We start from the raw sequence: 24,764 nt of genomic DNA on the forward strand, positions 1-24,764 counted from the left end.
CCCTGACCGTCCCTTCCCTCCGAGCGGCCCTCAACGCGACGAGGGAAGGGCCGGTCAGGCCCTGGTCCGCTGCCACCCACGCCTCACCCCTCTTCGCGCCCTCCCCGTCCGCGGCGGGCCGGGCAGCCCTCAGAAGGAGCTCTTTCCCGGTGAATGACCTGCCGACCGCCACGGTGCACAACAGCGTCGGGCAACTGCGCGCCGACGCCTGGAGCTCCCTGACGGACCTCACCCACCGCCTCGCCACGCAGGGCGCGGACGGCCACCCGCACACCGTCGCGGGCATCGAGGAGCTCATCGACCTCCTCACCCCCATCGAGCACTGCTGGGCCTTCCCGGGCCTGCCCGCTCTCAGGGAACTCTCCGCCCTGCTCGCCGAGGGGGACCACCGCCACCTCGCCCAGCGCGCCGACGAACTCGACCGCGCCCTGGCCGGCCACCGGCACCGCGGCACCGCCCCGCACACCGCTGCCACCCCCAGCGGCTGCGCCGACGAGATCGCCGAGGCGCCGTACACCACGCCGGCGCCCTCCACCCCGTACTTCGAGGTCCTCGTCGTCGGCGACCTGGACGCCGCCGAGGAACAGGCCCTGCGCGCCGAACTGCGCCGACTGCGCCGCCCCGACGACGAGTTCGCCTACGAGATCGTCGTCGCCCCGAGCTTCGAGGACGCGGTCATCACGTCGCTGGTCAACTCCAGCCTCCAGGCCGTCGTCGTCCGCGACCGGTTCACCGACCGCTCCCGCCACGACCTCAGCGTCGTGCGCCGCTTCTTCGACGAGTCGGCCGACGCCCCGGCGGCCACCCCCGACGACAGCAACGAACAGGTCCGCGCCCTCGGCGACCGCCTCCTGGCGCTGCGCCCCGAACTCGACCTCTACCTCGTGTCCGAGCGAGCCGTCGAGTCCACCGCGGGCCGCCTCAGCCGCCGCTTCCGGCGCGTCTTCCACGCCCGCGAAGGCCTGCTCGAACTGCACCTGTCGATCCTGCACGGCATCACCGAACGCCACCGCGCCCCGTTCTTCACCGCGCTGCGCGCCCACAGCCGCAAGCCCACCGGCGTCTTCCACGCCCTGCCGGTCTCCCGGGGCGCCTCGGTGTTCAACTCGCCCTGGATACCGGAGATCGCCGACTTCTACGGCACCAACATCTTCCTCGCCGAGACCTCCGCCACCTCCGGTGGACTGGACTCCCTGCTGGCCCCCACCGGCCCGCTCCGCGAGGCCCAGGACCTGGCCGCCGAGGCCTTCGGCGCCCGCCAGACCTACTTCGTCACCAACGGCACCTCGACCGCCAACAAGATCGTCGTGCAGGCCATGGTGCGCCCCGGCGACATCGTGCTCGTGGACCGCAACTGCCACAAGTCCCACCACTACGGACTCGTGCTGGCCGGCGCCCACGTCGTCTACCTCGACGCCTATCCCCTCGACGAGTACGGCATGTACGGCGCCGTCCCCGTCGAGGAGATCAAGCGCAAGCTGCTGATGCTCAAGCGCGAGGGCGTCCTGCACCGCGTCAAGCTGCTGATGCTGACCAACTGCACCTTCGACGGCATCGTCTACAACCCGACGCGCGTGATGGAGGAGTGCCTGGCCCTCAAGCCGGACCTGGCGTTCCTGTGGGACGAGGCCTGGTTCGCCTTCGCCCGCTTCCACCCCGTCTACCGCCGGCGCACCGCGATGGCCTCCGCCCGCACCCTCACCGACCGTTACCGCGACCCCGCGTACGCCGACACGTACGCCGCCCACCGCGAGCGCCTCGGCGAGGACCCGGACGACGAGACCCTCGCCACCACCCGGCTCCTGCCCGACCCCGAGCAGGTCCGGGTCCGCGTCTACGCCACGCAGTCCACGCACAAGACGCTCACCTCGATGCGCCAGGGCTCCATGGTCCACGTCTTCGACCAGGACTTCCGGCACAAGGTCGCCGAGGTGTTCCACGAGGCGTACATGACGCACACCTCGACCTCGCCCAACTACCAGATCCTCGCCTCCATGGACCTGGGCCGGCGCCAGGCCGTCCTGGAGGGGTACGCCCTCGTCCAGAAGCAGCTCGAACAGGCCGGAGTGCTGCGCGACGCCGTCGACCAGCACCCGCTGCTCAGCCGCTACCTGCACGTCCTGACCACACCCGAGCTGATCCCGCCGCGCTTCCGCTCCTCCGGCATCGAGCAGCCGCTGCGCACGGGCCTGGCCCGGATGGAACGGGCCTGGGAGGAGGACGAGTTCGTCCTCGACCCCACCCGCGCCACCCTGCACATCGGCCGCACCGGCATCGACGGCGACACCTTCAAGCACGACCTGCTGATGGACCGTCACGGCGTGCAGGTCAACAAGACGACCCGCAACACGCTGCTGTTCATGACGAACATCGGCACGACCCGCAGCTCCGTCGCCTATCTCATCGAGGTCCTCGTGCGCATCGCCGAGGACCTGGAGGAGAGCGTCGGCGAGATGAGCCCGCACGACCTCGCCGTGCACCGCGGCGTCGTCACCGGCCTCGGCACGGGCTCCGCGGCCCTGCCGGACTTCAGCGCCTTCCACCCGGCGTTCCGGCCCAGCCCGCGCACCCCCGAGGGCGACATGCGCGCCGCGTTCTTCCTCGCCTACGACGACACCGAGTGCGAGCACCTGTCCACGGAGGAGATCACCGACGCCATGGCCGAGGGACGTACCGTGGTCTCCGCCACCTTCGTCACCCCGTACCCGCCCGGCTTCCCGGTGCTGGTGCCCGGACAGGTCGTCAGCAAGGACGTCCTGACGTACATGGCCGCCCTCGACACCCGCGAGATCCACGGCTACGACCCGGAGGCCGGCTACCGGGTCTTCACCGAGGCCGCCCTGGAGGCACGGCACACCGCCGAGCGCTAGGACGGATCCAGAACCACCGCGCACCCTCCTCTCCCGCAGCCCAGGCCGCGGGGGAGGAGGACGCGTTTTCCCACCGCACCTGATCACGACCGGACCGGAAGGAACCCCTCCCTCTCATGGCACCTCAGATCCTGCGCGCACACGAGCGGACCCCCGCACCGTGGAAGAACGGCGGCGGCATCACCACCGAGGTCCTGGCCCACCCCCAGGGCGCCGGCACCGACGACTTCGTGTGGCGCATCAGCGTCGCCGACGTCGCCGGCAGCGGCCCCTTCTCCGCGTTCGAGGGCATCGACCGCATCATCACCGTCGTCGAGGGTCCGGGCATGGCCCTCACCGTCGACGGCACGGAACACGTCGTGGACACCCGCTACACCCCGCTCGCCTTCTCCGGCGACGCCACCACCGACTGCCGGCTGCTCGACGGCCCCATCGTCGACTTCAACGTGATGGTCCGCCGCACTGACGCCAAGGCCGAGGTCGCCATCGAGCGCCGCTACACCGTGCTCCACCCCGCCCCCGGCACCCGCGTGTTCGCGATCGTCCTGGAGGGCTCCGCGACCCTGTACCGGGACTCGGTCACGCTCGGCCGGCTCGACGCGGTCCTGCTCCAGGACGACGAGGCCCCCGCCGACATCGCGGTCGACGGGGTCCTCGCGGTGGTCGCCCTCACGGACGTCCGCTGAGCCTCACAAGAAGCAGTGCGGGAAAGCCGCGGCCGCCAGGCCGCGGCTCTCGCATGCCGGTCGACCTGGCGGCCTGTTCAGGGGGTGGGCGTCACGCCCAGGTGGTGGCCACGCGGTGCACGAGACGGGCACCGGCCCGCGCCGTGCGCCCGTCCACGTCGAACTCGGGGTTCAGCTCGGCGACATCGACGACCAGGAGCTTGCCGCTGCGCGCGACCCGCGTGCACACCCGCTCGACGACCTCCATCGGCACGCCGTACGCGGCCGGTGCGCTGACCCCGGGGGCCACGGCCGCCGGCAGCACGTCGAGGTCGACCGTCAGATGCACGAGATCGCAGCTCGCGAGGAACGCGTCGACGAACGCGTCCACCCGTGTCGCGTCCAGCACACCGCACTCGGTGTCCGGCAGATACCGCACGCCGAGCGACTGGGCGGTGCGGAACAGTGCCTGCGTGTTGGCGGCCTCACTGATGCCGAGCACCCAGTAGTTCAGGTCCCGGCCGTGCCGCGCCTCGCTCTGCGCCATCTGCAGGAACGGCGTGCCCGAACTGGGCCGCACGTCGTCGCGCAGATCGAAGTGCGCGTCGAGGTTCAGCACCCCGAGCCGCCCGCCGGCCCGCACGGCCCGCGTCTGCTCCAGACCGCTGTACGTGCCGAACGCGACCTCGTGACCGCCGCCGAGGACGACCACCCGGTGACCGCGTTCGACCAGGTGCGCGACGGCGGCGCCGAGGCGCTGCTGGCCCGTCTCCAGAGCGTCGTCCGCCGCGCCGTCGACACGCACGTCACCGGCGTCGAACGCCCGCAGCGGCCGGGGCAGCGTCATCGAGGCGAGGGCCCGCCGCAGGGCCGCCGGGCCCTGCGCGGCGCCCTGGCGCCCCTTGTTGCGGCGCACACCCTCGTCGCACGCGAACCCGACGAACGCGAGGTCACCGGGCTCGGTCAGCTCGGCGTCGAGCTCGACCGCGTGGTGCCACCGGAGGTGCTCGGCGCCGGGCCCGTCGTCCCGGCCAGACCAGGGCCGGGCCGGGACGACGGCGACCGCCGGAGCGGCCTCCGGGTACGTGCTCACGCCGAGTGGCCCTCGGACTCCGTCATCGGGACGCGGACACCGCGCTCCTTGGCGACCGAGGAGGCGTACTCGTAGCCGGCGTCGACGTGGCGGATGACACCCATGCCGGGGTCGTTCGTCAGGACGCGCTCGAGCTTGCGCCCGGCCAGCTCGGTGCCGTCGGCGATGCACACCTGACCGGCGTGGATGGAGCGGCCCATGCCGACGCCGCCGCCGTGGTGGATGGAGACCCAGGAGGCACCCGAGGAGGTGTTCACGAGGGCGTTGAGCAGCGGCCAGTCGGCGATCGCGTCGGAGCCGTCGCGCATCGACTCGGTCTCGCGGTACGGGGAGGCCACCGAACCGGAGTCCAGGTGGTCGCGGCCGATGGCGACCGGGGCGGACAGCTCGCCGGAGGCGACCATCTCGTTGAACTTCAGACCGGCCAGGTGGCGCTCGCCGTAGCCGAGCCAGCAGATGCGCGCGGGCAGACCCTCGAACGCGACCCGCTCGCCCGCCATGTCCAGCCAGCGGTGCAGGTGCTTGTTCTCCGGGAACAGCTCCTTGATCGCCTTGTCCGTCTTGGCGATGTCCTCCGGGTCACCCGAGAGGGCGGCCCAGCGGAACGGGCCGAGGCCCTCCTCGAACAGCGGGCGGATGTGGGCCGGGACGAAGCCGGGGAAGTCGAAGGCGCGGTCGTAGCCGGCCTTGCGGGCCTCGTCGCGGATCGAGTTGCCGTAGTCGAAGACCTCGGCACCCTTGTCCAGGAAGCCGACCATGGCCTCGACGTGCAGCGCCATCGACTTGCGCGCACGCTCCGTGAAGCCCGCCGGGTCCGCCTCGCGCTCCTTGTGCCAGTCGGCGACCGAGACACCCACGGGGAGGTACGCGAGCGGGTCGTGCGCCGAGGTCTGGTCGGTCACGATGTCGATCGGGGCCTCGCGGCGCAGCAGCTCCGGGAAGATCTCCGCGGCGTTGCCGACGACACCGATGGACAGGCCGCGGCGCTCGTCGCGGGCCTGGATCGCGAGCTCCAGCGCGTGGTCCAGGTTGTCGGCCTTGACGTCGAGGTAGCGGGTGCCGATGCGGCGGTCGATGCGCGTCTCGTCGACGTCGACACAGATCGCGACACCGTCGTTCATCGTCACGGCCAGCGGCTGCGCACCACCCATGCCGCCCATACCGGCGGTCAGCGTGATGGTGCCGGCGAGCGTCCCGTCGAACTTCTTCCGGGCCACCGCGCCGAAGGTCTCGTACGTGCCCTGCAGGATGCCCTGCGAACCGATGTAGATCCACGAACCGGCGGTCATCTGGCCGTACATGGTGAGGCCCTCGGCCTCCAGCTTGCGGAACTCCTCCCAGTTGGCCCAGTCGCCCACCAGGTTGGAGTTGGCGAGGAGCACACGGGGAGCCCACTCGTTGGTGCGCATGACACCGACCGGCTTGCCGGACTGGACGAGGAGGGTCTCGTCGTCCTTCAGCGTCTTCAGCGTGCGCACGATCGCGTCGTACGCCTCGTGGTTACGGGCGGCCTTGCCCGTGCCGCCGTAGACGACGAGGTCCTCGGGGTGCTCGGCGACCTCGGGGTCGAGGTTGTTCATGAGCATCCGCAGGGCACCCTCCTGCTGCCACCCCAGGGTGTTCAGCTCGGTGCCGCGGGGGGCCCGGACGACGCCCGGCGCTGCGTGGGAAGGGGTGGTCATGTGTGCTCCTCAAGGGGATCGAGCGGTTGTGCACCCTCATGACATGCGAGCGGCGGGCGCGGAACCAGCGGCGGCGCCCGCATTTCTCGGATCCGAGACGCTTCCCGGGCGAAGGACCTGACGAGGGACCAACGGCCCGTCCGCGCGGAGAACCGCTCCCCTAGGATTCGAGGCAGGCAGGAGCAGGCTGGCGCGCAGGGGGAGCGGATGGCGAGGACGGTGGGCGGCGTGGTCGTGGACCCGGCGGAACTGGCCCGGTGGTACGAGGAGGGCGCGGGCGGATCCGTGCCCGCGTACCAGCGCGTCAAGGAGCTCGTCGAGCGCCAGATCCGGGACGGCCACTGGCGCGAGGACGACGCGCTGCCCTCGGAGAGCCAGTTCGTCGACGCCCTCGGCCTGTCCCGCATGACGGTCAACCGCGCGCTGCGCGAGCTCGCCGCCGACGGCGTCATCCGGCGTGTCATGGGCGTGGGCAGCTTCGTCGCCGAGCGCAAGGCCAGCTCGGCGCTCCTGGAGGTCCACAACATCGCGGACGAGGTCCGCAGCCGCGGACACCGGTACGGGGCCCGCGTGCTGTCCCTGGGCGCGGAGCCGGCCGACGAGCGCACCGCCGCGCACCTCGGGCTCGGCAAGGGCGACCCCGTCTTCCGCTCCCGGGTCGTGCACCTGGAGGACGGCGTGCCGCTCCAGTTGGAGGACCGCTCCGTGAACCCTGCCTTCGCGCCCGGCTACCTGGACCAGGACTTCACGCTGCAGACCCCGTACTCGTTCCTGTCGAAGGTCGCGCCGCTGGGCCGAGGCGAGCACATCGTGGAGGCGGTCCTGGCCTCACCGGAGGAGTGCGCGATCCTCGACGTCGCGCCCGCCGAGCCGTGCCTGCTGATCCAGCGCCGCACCTGGTCGCGCGACGCGCTCGTGAGCATCGCCCGGCTGCTGCACCCGGGCTCCCGGTACCGCCTGGAAGGCGCGTTCGCGACGCACTGAGGCGTCGCCTCAGTGGGCGGGGCCGGCTCCCGCGGCGGGGCCGACGGCCGTCGTCGGCGTGTGTCCCGAGACCGCCGCCGTCAGCCGCGCCGCACCCTGCGCCAGCGCCTCCCGCACCTCCTCGGTGTCGTGCCGGCCGTGATGGCGGCGCCAGGTCGTGCTGATCGCGGCGACCGGCCGCTCGTTGTGGTCGAACGAGGCCACCCCCATCGAGCAGAAGCCCTGCGACACCATCTCGACCTCCTGCGACCAGCCCCGCTCCCGCTCCCGGGCCAGCTCACCGGTCAGTTCCGGCAGCGAACGCGGGCCCCGGCCGGTGCGGGTGGTCAGATCGCCGGGGCGGGAGAACAGCGCCCGGAGCTGTGCCTCCGAGGTGTGGGCGAGGATGGCCCGACCGTTGGCCGTCAGATGGGCCGGCAGCCGCACGCCGACATCCGTCACAAGTGCGATGTCGATGTCCCCGGCGCGGGCCGGCGGACGCTCCTTGAGGAGGTAGACCGTCTCCGCTCCGTGCAGGATGCCGAGGTGGACGGTCTGGCCCAGCCGGCTCGCGACCGTGCGCAGGATCGGCCGGGCGAGGCGCTCCAGCGGCTCGTGGCGCAGATACGCCGAGCCGACCTCGAAGGAGGCCACACCGAGCCCGTAGGCCTGCTCCGACGGCACGTACGTGACGAAGCCGCGGTCCGCGAGGACGGTGAGGATGTGGTACGCCGACGAGCGGGGAATTTCCAGGTCACGGGCGAGGGTCGCCGCCTGCACCAGGCCGGGGCGACCGGCAAGGTATACCAGAATGTCGAGAGCCCGCCCCACGGCGGGGGAGGCGCTGGAGGATGGGCGGGGCGGTGACTTGTGCTCATTCCGCTCATTCATCGGACCACCTCTTGACGCGCCTGTATAGACAGGAATATACAAGCTGACGTTCGCTGTCGGGAGCTCGGAAAACAGGTCGATGCCGCAGGCATCTCACCCCCCCCACATGTTCCTCCGGCACGTCCTCCGGCCCCCACCCCCAGAGGGAGACATTCGTTTGCGTACCGAAAAAGCCGGCCTGAGCCGCGGGCTCAACTCACGGCACATCCGCTTCATCGCCCTCGGCTCGGCGATCGGCACCGGCCTGTTCTACGGCTCGTCGGCATCGATCGAGACCGGTGGCCCCGCCGTCCTGCTCGCCTACCTGATCGGCGGCGCGGCCGTCTTCCTCGTGCTCAGGTCGCTCGGCGAGATGGCGGTCGCCAACCCCAGCGCCGGCTCCTTCGGTGAGTACGCGAGCCGTCACCTCGGACCGCTCGCCGGCTTCCTCACCGGCTGGACGTACGCCTTCGAGATGGTCATCGTGGCCGTGGCCGACGTCACCGCCATCGGTGTGTACATGGGCTTCTGGTTCCCCGACGTGCCCCGCTGGATCTGGGTGCTGGCCGCCGTCCTCATCGTCGGCGCCCTGAACCTCGTCAGCGTCAAGGTCTTCGGCGAGCTGGAGTTCTGGCTCTCCCTCGTGAAGATCGTGGCCATCGTCTCCATGATCATCGTCGGCATCGTGGTCATCGCCTTCAGCCTCGGCACCGGCCACGTCCACGTCGGCATCGACAACCTCTGGAACAACGGCGGGTTCTTCGCCGGCGGCATCGACGGCTGGGTCCTCTCCTTCGCCATCGTCATGTTCGCGTTCGGCGGCACCGAGATCATCGGCGTCACCGCCGGCGAGGCGGAGTCCCCGGAGAAGACCATCCCGGGCGCGGTGAACTCCATCCCGCTGCGCATCATCCTGTTCTACGTCCTGACCCTCGCCGTGATCATGTCGATCACCCCGTGGCAGCAGATCAGCGACTCCGGCAGCCCGTTCGTGCAGATCTTCGCGGGTGTCGGCCTCAAGTCCGCGGCCGCGGTCCTGAACGTCGTGGTCCTCACCGCCGCGCTCTCCGCCATCAACAGCGACATCTTCGCCGCGGGCCGCACCATGTTCGGCCTCGCCGAGCGCGGCCACGGCCCCGCCGTGATGCGCCGCACGACCCCCAACGGCGTGCCGTGGGTGACCACGCTCGTCATGATCGGCGCTCTGCTCTTCGGCGTCGTGATGAACGCGGTCGTCCCCGGCGAGATCTTCCTGATCATCGCCTCCATCGCCACGTTCGCGACGGTCTTCGTCTGGCTGATGATCATGCTCACCCACGTCAAGGCCCGCCGCGCGATGTCTCCGGAGGAGACCGCCGCCCTCAAGTTCCCGGCGCCGTTCTGGCCCTACGGCCAGATCATCACCCTGGTGTTCATGACCGCGGTGCTGGTCCTCCTCGGGTTCGCGGAGGACACCCGCGTGGCGCTCGAGGTCGGCGTGGTCTGGCTGGCCCTGCTCACCGTGGTCTACCTCCTGTCCGTCCGCCGCAAGGGGGGCGCCGACCCGCAGTCGGTGCCGGCCGCGCAGGACGACACCACCGCCGTGGACACGGCGCAGGAGGAGCGGGCCGAGGTCTCCGGCTGAGCCCTTCCGACCCTGTGAAGCGGGCACCCTCCACCGAGGAGGGTGCCCGCTTCGCGCGTACGGTCTCGCGCGGACCGGCAGGTGCGTCCGCGCTCAGGAGCCCTGGCGCGAACCGGGCGTGTGCCCGAACGTCCGGCGGAACACGGCGATGAACGTGCTCGCCGACGACCATCCGCACCGGTGCGCGACCGCCGTGACGGACAGGCCGTCCGCGAGCAGCACCAGCGCGTGGTGCAGCCGGATCTGGGTGCGCCACTGAGGGAAGGTCAGCCCGAGATCGGCACGGAGCAGCCGCGAGAGCGTCCGTGCGCTCGCCCCGACCTGCCGCCCCAGCTCCTCCAGGGACCGCGCGTCACCGGGGTCCGCGCGCAGGAGGGCGTACACCGCGCACAGCAGGGGAGCGGACGGCGCGTGCAGATGCAGCGGCCTCTCGGGCGCGACCCTCAACTCGTCGAGCAGGACGGCCCGCAGACGCGTCCGCCGCGCGCTGTCGTCCTCGGGGTCACGCGTGTACGCCACGATCAGCTCCCGCAGCAGCGGGCTGACGTCGAGCACCGTCGGCTTCGTCAGCGCGAGCGGGTTCTGCGCGGCGGGCAGCCCCACGAGGTGCAGTTCGAGTTCGCCGTGCGCCTGGTGCCGGTGCACCGTCCCGGCCGGGATCCAGATGGCGCGGGTCGCGGGCGTCACCCATGAACCGGCGTCCGTCGTCACCGCGATGGTGCCGTGCCCCGCGTAGACGATCTGGTGGTCGTCGTGGCGATGGGCGTCGATCTCCCCGCCGGACGCCAGCCACCGCGTGCTGGTGGGCGCGACGCTCGTGTGCCGGACGGCGGCCTGCGCCCGCGCGGCGCCTTCGTGGCGGATGTTCTGCATCACCTGTCACTTTATCGAAAGCGCGACACCACGCCCTCTTCGCAGGATGAGGACGTGCGAAGGAACACCTCGATCCTGCTGCTCTCCGTGGGCCACGCCTGCGTCGACATCTACCAGGGCGCCGTGGCGTCCCTCATCCCGTTCTTCGTGGCCGAACGTGCCTACACGTACGCCGTCGCCTCCGGTCTCGTCCTCGCCGCGTCGCTTCTGTCGTCCGTGGCCCAGCCCGTGTTCGGCATGCTCACCGACCGGTGGGCGATGCCCTGGCTGCTGCCGGCCGGCACGCTCCTCGGCGGCGCCGGGATCGCCCTCAGCGGCGTGACCGGTTCGTACGCGCTCACGCTCGTCTTCGTCGCGGTCTCCGGGGTCGGCGTCGCCGCCTATCACCCCGAATCCGCCCGCGTGGCCCGGCTGGCGAGCCGGGGCAGCCACCGCGCCATGAGCTGGTTCTCGCTGGGCGGCAACATCGGCTTCGCCCTGGCACCCGTCATGGTGTCCGTCGTCATCGGCCACGGCTCACTGCGCTGGACCCCGTTCCTGGCCCTGCCCGCACTCGCCGGCGCGGCCCTCGCCGCGCCCGTGCTGCGCCTGCTGGCCCGGCGTCAGGCCGGCGCACCCGCGTCCGCTCCGGCACCGGACGGCTCGGACGACGTGCGGTCCTTCCTGAAACTCTCGCTGGCCGTCGTCTTCCGCTCGGTCGTCTTCATCGGCCTGAGCACCTTCGTCGCCCTGTACACCCGGCAGCGCATGCACGGCAGTTCGGCCGCGGGCACCGCCGCGCTGTTCCTCCTGTTCGCGGGCGGCGCCGTCGGCTCGCTCCTGGGCGGCTCCCTGGCCCACCGGTACGACCGCGTCCGCGTGTGCCGCTGGTCCTACCTGCTCACCGTGGCCGCCGTGGCCGGGCTGCTCTACGTGCCGGGACCCGCCCTGTACGTGTTCGTGGCCCTGACCTCGGCCGGGCTCTACGTCCCCTTCTCGCTCCAGGTCACCCTGGGCCAGGACTACCTGCCCTCCCGCGTCGGCACGGCCAGCGGCGTCACGCTCGGACTCACCGTCAGCATCGGCGGCCTCATCAGCCCGCTGCTCGGCCGCCTCGCCGACACGCTCACGCTGCAGACCGCCCTGACCCCGCTTATCGCCATGCCCGCCCTGAGCTGGCTCTTCTTCCGCACCCTGCCCGAGCCCCCGCCCCCGGGGGCGGGGGCTCCTGACGGTCCGTCGCCCCGCGGCCCCGCGCGCGGTCTCGGCGCGAGGAAAACGGAAGATCTCCCTCCTGTTGTGGCGTCCGAGAGGGGTGTGGTGCAGTGGACGGACGGCGGGGGAGTGCGGGGCACGGAGGGGATTCCGCACTCCGCCCCCACCGGCACGCACGCGGGACACGAGTGACCGTGCGTCAGCGCGTCCCGGGCGCGGGACGCGCGCACACCGAGTCGGGCGGTGAGCGGGGCAGGCCCGGACATCAGGGCAGGATCGAGTCCACATAGCCGCCGTCCACCCGCAGTGCACCGCCCGTCGTCGCCGAGGCCTGGTCCGAGGCGAGATAGACCACCATGTTCGCGATCTCCTCGGGCTCGATCAGACGCTGGATCAGCGACTGCGGACGGTACTCGCGCATGAAGACCCGCTGTGCCTCGTCCCACGGCAGGTCCCGGTCCACGAGCCCGTACACGAAGTCCTCGACCCCGCCCGTGTGGGTCGGCCCGGCGATGACCGAGTTGACGGTGACTCCGGTGCCCGCGGCCTGCTTGGCGAAGCCCCGGGTCACCGCGAGCAGCGCCGTCTTGGACATGCCGTAGTGGATCATCTCGGCGGGGATCACCACGGCGGAGTCGCTCGCGATGTTCTGGATCCGGCCCCAGCCGCGCCCGCTCATCCCCGGCAGGTACTGGCGGACGAGCCGCACGGCGGCCAGCACGTTCACCTCGAAGTAGCGGCGCCACTCGTCGTCGCTGATCTCCAGCGGGTCCGCCGAGTCGAAGATGCCCAGGTTGTTGACCAGCACGTCCACGCGCGGCAGCGCCTCGGCGGCCCGCCGCGCGCCCTCCTCCGTGGTGACGTCGGCCACGACCGGAACGAACTCCGCGCCCGGCGCGTCCTCGCGGAGCCGCCCGATCGCCTCCTCGACCCGGTCCCTGGACCGCCCGTTGATGCCCACGGTGGCACTGGCCCGGGCCAGCCCGGTGGCGATGGCGGCACCGATGCCCTGGGTCGAACCGGTGACCAGCGCGGTACGTCCCGACAGGTCGATCTGCATGGGGCCAGCTCCTTGCGGCGTGGGGCATGTCCTCACCCAGCCTGCCCGGACCGGCCCGGGGCGCAACTCCGCCCGCTCAGCCGGTCGCGTCAGTCGCGCTAGGGCATGGGTTCACGCGCCGCGTACTGAGGCGCGGACACGAGTGACGGTCGCCGCGTCGACATCCGCAGGTTGTGGCGCGAGCGCGTGCCGGAGGTGGGTGAAGGCTGCCACGTGGTCGGCGAAGAACATGACACCGCCGCGACTGACGAGGACATCGAACTCGCCGTCGGGGAACGGATGCACGTGCGCGTCGCCCTGTGCTCAGCGGCGCCCGCCGCACTCCCACGGGTGCACCTCGACCTGCGCCCAGGGGCCCGCGCCGAGCACGCCCCGGGCGGCCTCCGCGTCCGGGGCCCGTACGAGCGCGGCCGTCCCCAGCCATGTCTCCCCGTCGTCGGACAGGAGCGGGCCGAACGCCAGCAGCTCCTCGCGCTCGGCGGGCACCGCGTACCGGGCACCCGCCTCCGGGCCGAGCCCGAGCACCAGATACCGGTCCTCGCCGGTGAGCCCGCCCGCGAAGTCCCACATGGTGCGCCCCAGCTCGTTCCGCCACCGGCGCACCATCACGTCCCGGTACGCCCCGGCCTGGTAGCAGGGCTCCTCGCACGCGAAGGCCCACGCCGCGGCCGGATCCGGCAGCTCGACGACGTGCACGCTTCCCCTGAGCGACTCGCCGTCCGGCTCGAACACCGGGCCGCGCGCGATCAGTTCGGCCGCGAACCCGTCCATGTACGACCAGTGGTCCTCCAGCAGCGCCTGACGCAGCGCGAGCGAGCCGACCCGGTCCCGGTGATAAACGAAGAACTCCATGTCCGCAGACCTTTCCCTACGGGGCCGCGGTCCTCAACCGGCTTTAGCCCGGCGGGGCCCGGCTACACCCCGCCGGTCGCCGTCGTCACCCCGAGCCGCTCGCCGAGGAAGGCGATGATCTCGTCCCGGGCCCGCCGCGTGGGATGTCCCTCCTCGTCGACGAGATGCGCGGTGACGACACTGTGCGCGCAGCCGACGACGTCCCGGAAGAACGGCGGCGGGGCGGGATTCGCGTCCGCGTCGTCGAGCACCCGCCCGTCGAACGCGTCGCCGAGGAGCGCGCGGTACGCGGCGAACCGCTGACCCGTGCACCAGGTGTCGTTCGCGAAGCGGTAGGCGAGCACCTTCAGCCGGTCCCGTCCCACCCGTTCGGCCACCGCCGCCGCGTCCTCGGCGCTCAGCTCCAGGCCGCCCGGGTCGTCGAGGGGGAGCGACGGATGATTGACGACCGGCGCCACCACCACGGGTTCCAGCGCCATCGTCAGGGCGAAGTTCCCGGTGAAGCACAGGCCGATCGCCCCGACCCCGGGCCCGCCCCGCTCCGTGTGCGCCTGCCGCGCCAGCCCCCGCAGCCAGCCGGTCACCGGACTGGTCCCGCCCCCGGCGAACGCCCGGAACTCGGCGCTGACACACGCCCGCCGCACGACGGTCTCCCTGGCCTCCGCCAGCGGATACGCGCCGTCGACCCCGAACAGCGACGGCAGATACACCGAGAACCCGGCCTCCCGAAGCCACCGCGCGAAGCGCGCCACGTCGGGACTGATGCCCGGCATCTCCGGCATCAGCACGACGGCCGGGCCCGCCCCGGTCACGTACACGGTCTTCTCCACGCCGTCCACGCCGACGACCCGCTGCTCGAAGTCGTCCAGGGGGTCGCGCAGTTCGCGTTCCTGCCTGCCTGTTCCGTCTGTCATGCGGTGATCGTGCGCGATCAGGAACACCCCCGGACAGCGGCGACATCGCCAGGCAACCGGCTAATATCGCCAGCCGTTCCGTTCCCCCGCTCCGCCCAGTCCTTGTCCGAACGATCCGATCGGGAGGCGCCCGTGAACCCCAGCCAGCTGCGCGTCGGCGTGCTCGCCTACCCGGGCTGTTTCGCGTCCGAGGTGTACGGCGTCCCCGACCTGCTGACCATGGCGGGCCATGTCGCGGCGAGGACGCGCGAGACGACGCCGGCCGCCTACGAGGTGACCGTGCTCTCGCCGAGGCGCCGCGTCCGCGCCTCCGGCGGCTGGTCCCTCGACGTAGCCGCGATGCGCCCGGTCGACGTCCTCGTGGTCCCCGGCTTCGAACTGTCGCCCGCCCTCGACCTCGATGCGACGCTCGCCGGACTCGCCCCGGAGCTGGACGCCCTTCGCGCGCACGCCGCCGAGGGCACGGCGCTCGTTTCCGTGTGCGTCGGCGCCTTCCTCCTTGCCGAGGCCGGACTGCTCGCCGGCCGCGAGGCCACCACCTCATGGCTGTTCGCGGACCGCCTCGCGCGCCGCCACCCCGACACCCACCTGTCTCCCGACCGGCTCGTCGTGACCGACCGGGGCATCACGACGACGGCCGCGTTCAGCGCCATGTACGACTTCGCGCTGCAGTTCATCCGCGCACACGACGGCCCCGCCGTCGCCCGCAGCACCGCCCGCGTCGCACTGGTCGACGACGCCCGTTCAACCCAGGCCCCGTACGTCGACACCGCCCTCGTCCCCACCACCGGCCGCACGTTCTCCCTGGACGTCAAACGCTGGCTCGACCAGCACCTCGACGCCCGCTACGACCTGCCCGCGCTCGCTCGCACCTTCCACGTCAGCACCCGCACGCTGCTCCGCCGCTTCGGCGACGAGACGGGACACACCCCGCTCGCCCATCTGCAGGCGGCCCGGGTCCGCCGGGCCGGACACCTGCTGGAGACGACCGACAGGACGGTGGCGAGGATCGCCGCCGATGTCGGTTACCGCGACGTCGGCGCCTTCAGCGGTCTGTTCGTCCGGCACACGGGGCAGCGGCCGGGGGAGTACCGCGCCAAGTTCCGGCGCGGGGCCGGGGCCGACCGCCCTGTGCCGCCCGCCCGTTCCTGAAGTGGCCGGTGTGCCCGGCCCGTCAGGCGGCGTCCTGCCCGACCAGCATGTACATCACCGAACGCTGCTGCTTGTGCCGTTGGATACGGCCCTTGGCCACCAGCGCCTCCAACGTGTTCCGCACGACCTGCGGCGTCGGGGTCCGGTCAGGGTGTTTCTCCAGCAACTCCTCACGGAGTTCCTTCGCGAGACGCGGCTCCTCGTACCGCCCGAGCAGTTCCGCGAGGAGGTCACCGAGCAGGGGCCGGGTGCTCTGCTTCGCCCCGGAGTCCGCCGTGCCGCCGGACTTCGTTCCCGCAGCGGCGGAGGGCTTGGCGGGCTTGGTCGCCTTGACGGACCGCGCGCTCTTGGCGGCCTTCCGGGGAGCGGGCTTCGGGGCGGCCTTCCTGGGGGGCTTCACAGCCGGTTTCACAGCCGGTTTCGCGGGATGCTTCGCGGTCGGCTTCGAGGCGGTGCGCGCCGGAGCGGGGTGCGCGGCGGGAGAGGTGTCCGTCTCCTCCTGAGCCTGCTCCGTCTGCCCCGCAGGCTCGGACGACGAGGACGACGACGCCGTCACTGGGTCTTCGAACCGCTCGGTGATGCTCAGGATGTCGGTGAGGAGAGACTCCTCCTGCTTCAACATCTTGATCTTGTCGGTGAGTTCCCGCTGCTGGCGCCGGTTCTCCGCCAGATCCGACGCGGCTTGCTCGACGTACCGGGACCGGAGCGTCTCGGCTGGTGTACTGGCCATTTCCGGCTCGCTCTCCGTTGTGCCGACGGATGGCACGCATCGTACAACCGGGATGTATGCCGCATCCCCCGAACGGGAAGTTGCGTACGGCCCGACGTGCGGGAAGGCCAGGGGCGTTGCACACGTGTCCCGTCACTGACCAACAACCGCGTGAAGGCAGCCAACTACCGCGCCCGCAAAAACGGGAGCCCGGCCCGCCCCGGGCTCCCCACGGTCACGGGCTCAGCTCTTGAGCGCGTAGAAGCGCATCGGCGAGTTCGGCTCGAAGCCGATGCGGGGGTACATCGGAGCGCCCGCCACGGTCGCGTGCAGCGTCGCCCGGGTCAGGCCTGTCAGCCGCGCGCCCTCGTGCAGCGCCTTGCGGGTGACGGCCTCGCCGTATCCCCGGCGCTCCCAGGCCGGTTCCGTGGCGACCAGCACGACGAACAGCCGGCCCGCCGCCTCGACGGACGCGGCACACGTCACCGGCTCACCGTCCCGGAGCCCCAGATACGCGTACACCTCCTCGTGCCACAGCCGGGACCCCGCGAGCCCGTCCCGGCCGTCCTCCAACGGGAACCCGTACGCCCGCGAGTTGATGTCCGCGAACGCCCGCAGCTGCTCCTCGGTCGCCACACGTACGAAGGTCAGGTCCGGGTGGACGGGATCGGGAACCGGCAGGAAACTGCCGGCCATACCCGTGCCCGGGAAGGCGTGCTCCAGGCCCATCTGCGCCGCCGCGGCGTCGAGTTCGGCCCGGGCGTCATCCTGGAGGAGGTCGTCGAAGACCCACAGGAAGCCCGGGTGCCGCTTCGACCGCATGATGCCGGCCGCCTCGGCGAGCCGCCGCCGCATCAGGCCGGTGTCGAGGCCAGCCTCGGTGAACGTCAGACAGTTCCAGAACGCGAACCGGCAGTCGGCCCAGCGCACGGCGATCCCCGGCAGATCGCGCACGTCCGCGCCCGGGTCCCGGTCGAGGACCAGGGCGCGCCAGCCCACCGTCAGCTGCTCCACCGATTCGATCGCGTCCGCGAGCTCGTGCATCAGAACCCCTCAGGTCGTAGGGCGGGAAGGTCGTCGCCCGCCTCGATGAACGACGCCGACAGCGACAAGGTGCCCCGTCCGGGTTCACTCGATGGGTGGGCGAGCAACTTTCCGACCCGCGCACGCGCGCACTCGAGCACCCGCACACCTCGGCCTCCGACCACCCGACACGGCATCACCGTCCTGACCGGTCACCCCGTCCGCGTCAGCGCCCAGCGTTCGTGGTCGTGCCACTCGCCGTTGATCCGCTGGAACGCGGGCGAGAACCCCTCACGGCGGAATCCCAGCCGCCGCACGAGACGGAGGGAAGCCTCGTTGTCCGGCTGGATGTTGGCCTCCAGGCGGTGCAGGTCCAGATGCTCGAACGCGTACCGGACGACGAGCCGCAGCCCGTCCGTCATGTAGCCCCGGCCCGTCGTCGACGCGTACGCCGTGTACCCGAGGGTCCCGCACTGCAGGCCGCCCCGGACGATGTTGTTGATGTTGACGGTGCCGACGATCGCGCCGGTGTCCCTCCGGCAGATCGCGTACCCCTCGCGGGACGGCTGAGCGATCTGCTCGATGTACGCGGCGAACTCGGCCTCCGTACGCTCGCTCACACCCAGCCAGCGGCGCATCATCGCGGAGCTCTCCCGGGCCAGCGCCGCCAACTCGGCGTGGTCCGCGAGGCGAAGCGTGCGCACGGCCACCCGAGGGCCGTGGACGAGATAGGCGGTGGCGGAGAGATCAGACATCCGGCGATCCTAGAGCGTGTGTCGAACGTCCCGCCCGCCCCCGCGGGGGACCGGGCCCCGTCCCCCTACGGCACGTTCCAACCGCCGATGCACGGCTGGCCGTCCTCCGAGGACAGGAAGCTGAGGGTGCCCGGGTGCGGGTGGCCGAGGAGTCGGCTCGCGGACGGGTCGAGGCCCAGCCAGCGCACGGTGAGCACGCGCGCGAGATGGCCGTGCGCGACGACCGCGACATCGCCCTCGCTCAGCAGGGGGCGGATGCGCTCGAGCACCGCGTCCGTGCGCGCGGCGACCTCGTCGAGCCGCTCGCCGGGGTGTGCGGCGTCGCCGGGGACGACTCCGTCCCGCCACAGGTCCCAGTCCGGCCGGGACGCCCTGATCTGCTCGGCGGTCAGGCCCTCGTAGCCGCCGTAGTCCCACTCCAGCAGGTCCGGGTCGGGCTTCGCGTCCGTCAGGCCGGCCAGTTCGGCCGTGCGCAGAGCGCGGCTCAAGGGGCTGCTGAACACGGCCGTGAGACGCCGGCCCGCCAGCCTCGGCGCGAGCGACCTGGCAGCCGCCTCGCCGGCCTCCGTCAGGGGTACGTCGGTCCGGCCGGCGTGCTGACCCGACAGGCTCCACTCGGTCTGGCCGTGCCGGATCACGATGAGTTCACCCATGGGCGCGCACGCTAGCCGACCTCGCCGCGCCCGTTCCACGGCATTAAATTTTGCCGTCCTTTTTCTGATTCGCGCACAACCTCTTTCCGTTCGATAAGCGGCGGTAAGCGATATCGCGGCACATCGAGAAAATTCCGAAACAAGAGAGGTGTTACTGGAACTGGCCTCCCCTATTGGACATCTTTGCCTGTGACCGAAAGGCCGGGGCGGACTCATCGCCCGGGCGGAACACCTGCACGCCATACGGGGAAGGCACTTCCGATGCACAAGAACCTCCGCGCCCGACTGCTCGTCGCCGGCTCGCTCACCGCGGCTCTGGGCCTGGCCGCCGTCACGCCCGCACTCGCCGGCCCGGCCCCCGCCCCCACGACCCGATACGCGTCCACGGCCGCGCCGACACCCGTCCAGGGCGACCCGAGGAACGTGACCGACCGCGTGGCCGACTTCTACGGTGCCTACATCGACGCCGTGTGGAGCACCGACGACCCCGCCGCGGGCGCCCAGGCCAAGGCCCTGCGGAAGTTCTACCTCTCGACCGCCGAGCAGAAGAAGGTCGCCGGCTACGAGGCCCGCGAGCACGCCGACGGCATCCTCTTCGCGCAGAACGTGCCGGTGAAGTGGTCGGTCGCGTACACGGGGTCGGGCGCCGGGCACGCCACCGCGCTCGTCACCCTCACCTGGAGCGACGGCAAGCACCCCGAGATCACCAGGATCAAGGTGCAGACGGACCTGCGGACCAGGAAGATCACGGACCTGAGGCCCGCCTAGCGATCCCGGGGCGCTGTCCGGCGGCCCCGTGACGGGCCGTCCGACGACCCCGCGGCGGGCCCCGCCGGGGCCCGCACTATCTTGGGTCGGATGTACCCACAGCAGCCGCAAGGCGCCCCCGCCCAGGCACCGCACCCCGCAGCACCCCCGGCCCCGCGAGGCCGCACGACCGCCGTCGTCGTCGCCTTGCTGGCGGGGCTCGTGCTCGGTGGCGGGGGAGTCGCGGCGGCGTGGGCGCTCAGCGGGGACAGCGACGCCACCACTGCGGGGACGGCCCCGGCCGACGACGCCCGCGCCGCCTGCCGGGCACTCGACGGCTTCGACGAGAAGAAGTACGGCACGAAGGGCGCGGAGGGCGACATCGCCCTGAACCGCTACAGCGCGGCGGGCACCCTGTCCGCAGCCGCCGCCGCGGGCGACGCCGCATACCGCCCGCTCGCCGAGGCCATGCGCCGCGCACAGAACCGCCAGGCCCGCGTCTTCGCGTTCGACGCGACGGTCAAGAAGGACCTGGCGAAGGCGCGCGACATCTGCGCGGACCTGTAGCCGCCGGACCCGCACGCCGTCGCCCGAATGGAGCGGGCGGCGTGCGGACCGTCAGGGCGGCAGGCAGGCTTCCAGGAACCCGGGCGCCGGACGACGCCGGGCCGGGAACGCCAGCAGCCTGAGAAGGAATGGACGGCCGATGACCCTCGAATCGACCTCTGCACCGTCGTCGCCCGCGATTCGCTTCTGGCCCGTCGAGGACCTGGACCAGCTCACCCCCGACCCGTTCCTCGACGAGGTCCTGCGCGACGAGCCCGTCACCCGGATCCGACTGCCCTACGGCTCCGGGCACGCCTGGCTCGTCACCCGCTACGAGGACGTCCGCTTCGTGACCTCCGACCCGCGCTTCTCACGGGAACAGGTCGTCGGCCGGCCCGTCACCACGATGGCCCCCACACCCGTCGCGTCGCACACCGCCGGCCTCCAGTACATCGACGCGCCCCGCCACACCCACCTGCGCCGTGTCGTGGCCCGCGCCTTCACCGCGCGCAGCATGGAACGCCTGCGGCCGATGACGGAACGCATCGCGAACCAGCTGCTCGACGCCATGGAGGAGGCGGGACCGCCCGCCGACCTGATGGAGGGGCTGCACACCCCGCTCCCCATCGCCGTCGTGTGCTGGTTCCTGGGCGTCGACGAGGGCGACTGGCGCGCCTGGGCGGGCCACTCCGAGGCCCTGCTGTCCAAGGCGGACGCCAAGGAGCGCAACCAGGCGGCCCGCGCGGCCACCCGCGACCGGGTCGTGGACCTGCTGCGCCGGCGCCGCGACGAACCCCGCGAGGACCTCGCCGGAGTCCTCGCCGAAGCGACCGCATCGGGGGAGATCACCGACGACGAGGCGATCTCCCTGGCCATGGCCGTCTACGTCAGCGGCGGTCACGCCGTTCGCAACAACAGCGGCTCGATGATGTACGCCCTGCTCACTCACCCCGCCCAGCTCGAACGCCTGCGCCGTGAACCGGAGTTGGTGCCCAAGGCGGTGGAGGAGCTCTACCGCTACGTCCCGCACCGCAACGGCGTCGGCATCCCGCGCATCGCCCTGGAGGACGTCGAACTCGGCGGCCACCTCATCAAGGAGGGCGACGTCGTCTACAACGCCTACGTCGCCGCCAACCGCGACCCCGAGGTCTTCCCGCTCCCCGACGAGCTGGACTTCGACCGCCCCGGCCCCGGACACCTGGCCTTCGGCAACGGCCCGCACTTCTGTCTCGCCGCGCTCATGGCCCGTATGGAGGCCGACGTCATGATCACGACGGTGCTGCGCCGGTTCCCGGACCTGCGTCTGGCCGTCGCGCCCGATGAGGTCGAGTTCCAGCGCGAGGGTCTCATCCGCGGACCGCGCACCCTGCCGGTCCGCTGGTGACCTCTGGTCCTTGACCCCCTGGCCCGGGCCGGTCGATGGTGGGAGCATCCAGAGGCTCTGATCCGATGCTCCCGACCCGGCCAGGAGGCACCGATGGACGTGACGCTGCGCGCCGTGCACGACTCCGATCTGCCCGTCTTCTTCGTGCAGATGAACGACCCCGAAGGCATCCGGCAGGCCGCCTTCACGGCCAAGGACCCGACGGACAGCCCCGCCTTCCACTCTCACTGGGACCGCAACCGCCGGGATCCGTCGGTCGTCATGCGCACCGTCGAAGGCCCCGGCGGCGAGATCCTCGGCCACGTCGCCGTGTTCGGCCCGCCGGAGGACCGCGAGGTCACCTACTGGATCGGCCGGCAGTACTGGGGGAGAGGCGTCGCGACCGCCGCCCTGCGCGCGCTGATCGCCCTCGCCCCCGAACGTCCCCTCCACGCCCGCGCGGCGGCCGACAACACCGGCTCCGTCCGGGTCCTGGAGAAGTGCGGCTTCGAACGCACCGGCACTGACCGGGGCTTCGCCCACGGTCGCGGCGAGGAGATCGACGAGACCCTCTTCACCCTGTTCGCCTGACGCGGCGCGGCCCCGTCACCGCCGCGGGTCGATCAGGACCTTCCCCGCGCACCGGGACGCCGCCCCCTCGGCGCGCTCCGACGCGAAGTACGCGGCCAGTTCACCGAGCCCGACCCGCGGACCGATCCCCGTACGAAGCCGTCCGCGGCGCAGATGGGCGAAGACCGGCGCGAACAGCTCCGGCAGCTGCCGCGCCGGCGCCCGGTGCACGACGTCGCGCAGACGGAACATCTCCACGCGCGCGCCGTCGCCGGAGAAGCACGCCGCCGGGAGCGGCGCCTTCGACAGCAGCCCGTAGTGCACGAACGTCCCCCGCCGCGCCGTCAGCGCGTGCACGGCGCCGCCCACACCGCCGCCGACGCAGTCGAACGCGACCTCGGCGCCCCGTGGGCCGAGCGCCTCCCGGAGGCGTTCGCGCCACTTCGGATCGCTCGTGGCGATCACGTCCCGCCACAGCGAAGGGTCGGCCACGGCCCGCCCCGGCGTTCCCCGCACGATCCCGACCGGCGCGACACCGCGCTCCGCGAGCAGCTCGGCGAGATGCCCGCCGATCGCCGACGTGGCGGCGGTGACGACCGCGCCGCGCGTGCCCGGCGGGCAGAAGCGCTCGACCATCAGCGACGCCGTCAGCGGATTGACGTACGCGAAGCAGGCCACCTCGTCGGGCAGCTCGTCCGGCACCGGGACACACCACGCGCGGTCGACCCGCTTGAACTCCTGCCAGCTCCCCGCCGACCCGAGCGGCAGCACCCGCCGCCCCACCATCGAGCCCGGCACACCCGCACCCACGGAGTCGATCACCCCGACCCCTTCGAACCCCGGCACCATCGGGAACGTCGTACGCGATCCGTACGCCCCGGAGATCGTCACCAGATCCGACGGATTGACGGTCGCCGCGAGCATCCTTACGACGACCTCGCCCGCGCCGGGAAGCCCGGGCCCGGCGACCTCCCGGACCGCCACGACATCGGCCGGCGCACCGGCCGACCCGGCAACGGCAGCGCGCACCCTCACCCTTTCCCTCACCTGCGCCCACAGACCAGAACACCTCATCCTACGAGCGCACCCACGGACCCCGGCCCGAGCGCCCCGGCAGGCGGGCCCGAGCCGCAGCGGTCCCGGAAGACGCCGTTTCCCGGACGCGCCGGGCGACCGTCGGCTAGAATCGCCGGGTGCTCATCGTGATGTTCATCTGACGGCCCTGAGTTCCTCCCGCTCAGGTTCCGGTCCGCCCAGGGTGCGATGCGCGCTTCCCTCCCGGGCCCCTCGTCCGTCAGATCCGCCGACCGGTCACGGCACCCCCACCGGTCGCACATCCCTGGAGCCCCTCTCGTGCTCACCGTGCTTCTCCTCCCCGGCGCCCTGCGCGCCTTCCTGCCCGCGCTCCTCGCCCGCTCCGCGCTGGCGATGGGCGGCCTCGCCCTCCTCCTCACGGTGCAGGACCGGACGGGCTCGTACGCCCAGGCCGGCCTCGCCACCGCGGTGTTCGGCACGGCCAACGTCGTCGCCGCCCCCTGGCGCGCCCGCTCTGTCGACCGGTTCGGCCAGCGCCGCGCCCTCACCGCTCTGGCGGCGGGGCACGCCGCGGGCTTCGCCGGACTCGCACTCCTCACCCACGCCGAGGGCGTCGCGGGCACCTGGTACCTCGTCCTCAGCCTGGCGATCGGCCTGACCGCGCCACCGCTGGGAGCGGCGATGCGCAGGATCTGGGCCTCGCTCACCGAGCCCGGGGACCAGCGCACCAAGGCGTTCAGCATCGACGCGGTGTGCGAGGAGCTCCTCTTCGTGGCGGGCCCCGTCGTGATCACCGCCGTCATCACGGCCGTCTCGCCCGCCGCCGGCCTCTGGGTGACCGCCGGCGCGGTCCTGCTCGGCACCACCGCGATGACCTCGAGCCCCTCCTCCAAGGCGCTGCGCGGTGACCGGACCACCGCCACGCGCGGCGAGCGCCCGCTGCGGCAGCCGGGCTTCGCACGGATCCTGCTCGCGCTCCTCGGGGTGGGCGCCGTCCTCGGTGTCGCCGAGATCGCCGCACCGGCCGTCGCCGCGCGGCACGGCGCGGTCGAGGCCTCGGGCTGGCTCCTCGCGGCGTTCGCGGGCGGCAGCGCGATCGGCGGCCTGGTCTACGGGCAGCTGAAACTCAAGGCGGGCATCGGGGCGCGGCTGTTCGCGCTGTGCGTGAGCATGGGCGTCGCCGCCGTGATCGTGTCGCGGCTCGACACCCTGGTGCTCTTCGCGGCGGGACTGGCGCTCGTCGGCCTCTGCCTCGCCCCGTCCCTCATCACCGGCTACCTCGTCGCGGACACGGTCGTCGCGGAGTCGAGCCAGACCGAGGCGTCCACCTGGATCAACACGGCGGTGAACCTGGGTGCTTCTCTGGCGTCCGCGGCGGCCGGCGTCGTCATCGACCGCTCCGGGGCCGCACTCGCGCTGCTCCTCGTGGGTCTGCTGGCCATGGCCCTCGCCACGGCGGTGCCCCGCACGCGCACCCGCGCCCACGCGCCCGCCGCGGAGCCGACCGCCTTGAACCGCTCGACCTCGGACGCTCCCATGAACTGACTGCCC

The 24,764-nt window shown here is 72.1% G+C and carries 23 protein-coding genes and 1 pseudogene; 11 read left to right on the plus strand and 13 right to left on the minus strand.

Annotated features, from left to right (window positions below; genetic code table 11):
- The first annotated feature begins 149 nt into the window (after positions 1 to 149).
- On the plus strand, positions 150 to 2,870 hold the full coding sequence (locus tag ACZ4E1_RS05000) for an aminotransferase class I/II-fold pyridoxal phosphate-dependent enzyme (protein ID WP_467535923.1): 2,721 nt from the start codon (positions 150 to 152) through the stop codon (positions 2,868 to 2,870).
- Between the two features lie 116 nt (positions 2,871 to 2,986).
- Entirely contained in the window at positions 2,987 to 3,556 is a 570-nt protein-coding gene (locus ACZ4E1_RS05005) for a HutD/Ves family protein (protein ID WP_467535925.1), read from the plus strand.
- A 91-nt stretch (positions 3,557 to 3,647) separates the two neighbouring features.
- Here the strand turns inward: ACZ4E1_RS05005 and hutG are convergent, their stop codons facing one another.
- Positions 3,648 to 4,628 (minus strand): formimidoylglutamase, encoded by a 981-nt coding sequence (gene hutG, locus ACZ4E1_RS05010; protein WP_467535927.1) that lies wholly within the window; start codon positions 4,626 to 4,628, stop codon positions 3,648 to 3,650.
- Positions 4,625 to 6,310 (minus strand): urocanate hydratase, encoded by a 1,686-nt coding sequence (gene hutU / locus ACZ4E1_RS05015; protein WP_467535930.1) that lies wholly within the window; start codon positions 6,308 to 6,310, stop codon positions 4,625 to 4,627. The genes hutG and hutU overlap by 4 nt, the downstream gene beginning before the upstream one ends.
- A 207-nt stretch (positions 6,311 to 6,517) precedes the next feature.
- Here hutU and hutC point away from each other — a divergent pair, with 207 nt between their 5' ends.
- Positions 6,518 to 7,294, plus strand: a complete 777-nt coding sequence (gene hutC / locus ACZ4E1_RS05020; RefSeq protein WP_467535932.1) for a histidine utilization repressor — start codon at positions 6,518 to 6,520, stop codon at positions 7,292 to 7,294.
- Between the two features lie 9 nt (positions 7,295 to 7,303).
- Here hutC and ACZ4E1_RS05025 read toward each other — a convergent pair whose 3' ends face one another.
- Complete coding sequence (locus ACZ4E1_RS05025; RefSeq protein WP_467535934.1) at positions 7,304 to 8,164, minus strand: IclR family transcriptional regulator; 861 nt, start codon at positions 8,162 to 8,164, stop codon at positions 7,304 to 7,306.
- 157 nt (positions 8,165 to 8,321) lie between these two features.
- Between ACZ4E1_RS05025 and ACZ4E1_RS05030 the strand changes: the two genes are divergently transcribed.
- The gene (locus ACZ4E1_RS05030) at positions 8,322 to 9,767 is read left to right on the plus strand and encodes an amino acid permease (RefSeq protein WP_467535937.1); all 1,446 of its coding nucleotides are present in this window, start codon (positions 8,322 to 8,324) and stop codon (positions 9,765 to 9,767) included.
- A 93-nt stretch (positions 9,768 to 9,860) separates the two neighbouring features.
- Here ACZ4E1_RS05030 and ACZ4E1_RS05035 read toward each other — a convergent pair whose 3' ends face one another.
- Positions 9,861 to 10,640: an AraC family transcriptional regulator gene (locus ACZ4E1_RS05035; RefSeq protein WP_467535938.1), complete on the minus strand. Its 780-nt coding sequence runs from the start codon at positions 10,638 to 10,640 to the stop codon at positions 9,861 to 9,863.
- 54 nt (positions 10,641 to 10,694) lie between these two features.
- Here ACZ4E1_RS05035 and ACZ4E1_RS05040 point away from each other — a divergent pair, with 54 nt between their 5' ends.
- Positions 10,695 to 12,026, plus strand: coding sequence for an MFS transporter (locus tag ACZ4E1_RS05040; protein ID WP_467535940.1), 1,332 nt, complete (start codon positions 10,695 to 10,697; stop codon positions 12,024 to 12,026).
- Between the two features lie 73 nt (positions 12,027 to 12,099).
- Here ACZ4E1_RS05040 and ACZ4E1_RS05045 read toward each other — a convergent pair whose 3' ends face one another.
- The 4 genes and pseudogenes from ACZ4E1_RS05045 to ACZ4E1_RS05060 all read right to left on the minus strand — a co-directional run bounded on the left by ACZ4E1_RS05045 (position 12,100) and on the right by ACZ4E1_RS05060 (position 14,660).
- Positions 12,100 to 12,894, minus strand: a complete 795-nt coding sequence (locus tag ACZ4E1_RS05045) for an SDR family NAD(P)-dependent oxidoreductase (RefSeq protein WP_467535942.1) — start codon at positions 12,892 to 12,894, stop codon at positions 12,100 to 12,102.
- Positions 12,895 to 13,005: 111 nt separating this feature from the next.
- A pseudogene (locus ACZ4E1_RS05050) lies at positions 13,006 to 13,182 on the minus strand (class I SAM-dependent methyltransferase); the annotation flags it as partial.
- Positions 13,183 to 13,197: 15 nt separating this feature from the next.
- Entirely contained in the window at positions 13,198 to 13,746 is a 549-nt protein-coding gene (locus tag ACZ4E1_RS05055; RefSeq protein WP_467535944.1) for a YciI family protein, read from the minus strand.
- Between the two features lie 62 nt (positions 13,747 to 13,808).
- A complete protein-coding gene (locus tag ACZ4E1_RS05060) occupies positions 13,809 to 14,660 on the minus strand; it encodes a dienelactone hydrolase family protein (protein ID WP_467535946.1) in 852 nt (283 codons plus the stop codon).
- A gap of 132 nt (positions 14,661 to 14,792) precedes the next feature.
- Here ACZ4E1_RS05060 and ACZ4E1_RS05065 point away from each other — a divergent pair, with 132 nt between their 5' ends.
- Positions 14,793 to 15,812, plus strand: a complete 1,020-nt coding sequence (locus ACZ4E1_RS05065; protein ID WP_467535947.1) for a GlxA family transcriptional regulator — start codon at positions 14,793 to 14,795, stop codon at positions 15,810 to 15,812.
- Positions 15,813 to 15,834: 22 nt separating this feature from the next.
- Here the strand turns inward: ACZ4E1_RS05065 and ACZ4E1_RS05070 are convergent, their stop codons facing one another.
- From ACZ4E1_RS05070 to ACZ4E1_RS05085, 4 genes are all read right to left on the minus strand, one after another.
- Positions 15,835 to 16,542 carry a hypothetical protein gene (locus ACZ4E1_RS05070; RefSeq protein ID WP_467535948.1) on the minus strand — a complete coding sequence of 236 codons (708 nt, stop codon included), beginning with the start codon at positions 16,540 to 16,542 and terminating at the stop codon, positions 15,835 to 15,837.
- 222 nt (positions 16,543 to 16,764) lie between these two features.
- Positions 16,765 to 17,565 (minus strand): GNAT family N-acetyltransferase, encoded by an 801-nt coding sequence (locus ACZ4E1_RS05075; RefSeq protein WP_467535949.1) that lies wholly within the window; start codon positions 17,563 to 17,565, stop codon positions 16,765 to 16,767.
- Positions 17,566 to 17,756: 191 nt separating this feature from the next.
- Positions 17,757 to 18,299: a GNAT family N-acetyltransferase gene (locus ACZ4E1_RS05080; protein WP_467535951.1), complete on the minus strand. Its 543-nt coding sequence runs from the start codon at positions 18,297 to 18,299 to the stop codon at positions 17,757 to 17,759.
- A gap of 65 nt (positions 18,300 to 18,364) precedes the next feature.
- Complete coding sequence (locus ACZ4E1_RS05085) at positions 18,365 to 18,952, minus strand: histidine phosphatase family protein (RefSeq protein ID WP_467535953.1); 588 nt, start codon at positions 18,950 to 18,952, stop codon at positions 18,365 to 18,367.
- Positions 18,953 to 19,213: 261 nt separating this feature from the next.
- Here ACZ4E1_RS05085 and ACZ4E1_RS05090 point away from each other — a divergent pair, with 261 nt between their 5' ends.
- From ACZ4E1_RS05090 to ACZ4E1_RS05105, 4 genes are all read left to right on the plus strand, one after another.
- Positions 19,214 to 19,720: a hypothetical protein gene (locus ACZ4E1_RS05090; protein ID WP_467535954.1), complete on the plus strand. Its 507-nt coding sequence runs from the start codon at positions 19,214 to 19,216 to the stop codon at positions 19,718 to 19,720.
- Between the two features lie 90 nt (positions 19,721 to 19,810).
- On the plus strand, positions 19,811 to 20,266 hold the full coding sequence (locus ACZ4E1_RS05095) for a hypothetical protein (protein WP_467535955.1): 456 nt from the start codon (positions 19,811 to 19,813) through the stop codon (positions 20,264 to 20,266).
- A gap of 139 nt (positions 20,267 to 20,405) precedes the next feature.
- A complete protein-coding gene (locus ACZ4E1_RS05100; RefSeq protein WP_467535957.1) occupies positions 20,406 to 21,629 on the plus strand; it encodes a cytochrome P450 in 1,224 nt (407 codons plus the stop codon).
- Positions 21,630 to 21,722: 93 nt separating this feature from the next.
- On the plus strand, positions 21,723 to 22,199 hold the full coding sequence (locus tag ACZ4E1_RS05105) for a GNAT family N-acetyltransferase (protein WP_467535959.1): 477 nt from the start codon (positions 21,723 to 21,725) through the stop codon (positions 22,197 to 22,199).
- A gap of 15 nt (positions 22,200 to 22,214) precedes the next feature.
- Here ACZ4E1_RS05105 and ACZ4E1_RS05110 read toward each other — a convergent pair whose 3' ends face one another.
- Positions 22,215 to 23,207 carry a zinc-dependent alcohol dehydrogenase family protein gene (locus ACZ4E1_RS05110; RefSeq protein WP_467535961.1) on the minus strand — a complete coding sequence of 331 codons (993 nt, stop codon included), beginning with the start codon at positions 23,205 to 23,207 and terminating at the stop codon, positions 22,215 to 22,217.
- 324 nt (positions 23,208 to 23,531) lie between these two features.
- Here ACZ4E1_RS05110 and ACZ4E1_RS05115 point away from each other — a divergent pair, with 324 nt between their 5' ends.
- Positions 23,532 to 24,758, plus strand: coding sequence for an MFS transporter (locus ACZ4E1_RS05115; RefSeq protein WP_467535963.1), 1,227 nt, complete (start codon positions 23,532 to 23,534; stop codon positions 24,756 to 24,758).
- The last annotated feature ends 6 nt before the right edge of the window (positions 24,759 to 24,764 follow it).

The organism is Streptomyces sp. NPDC025806 (genome assembly GCF_055558275.1).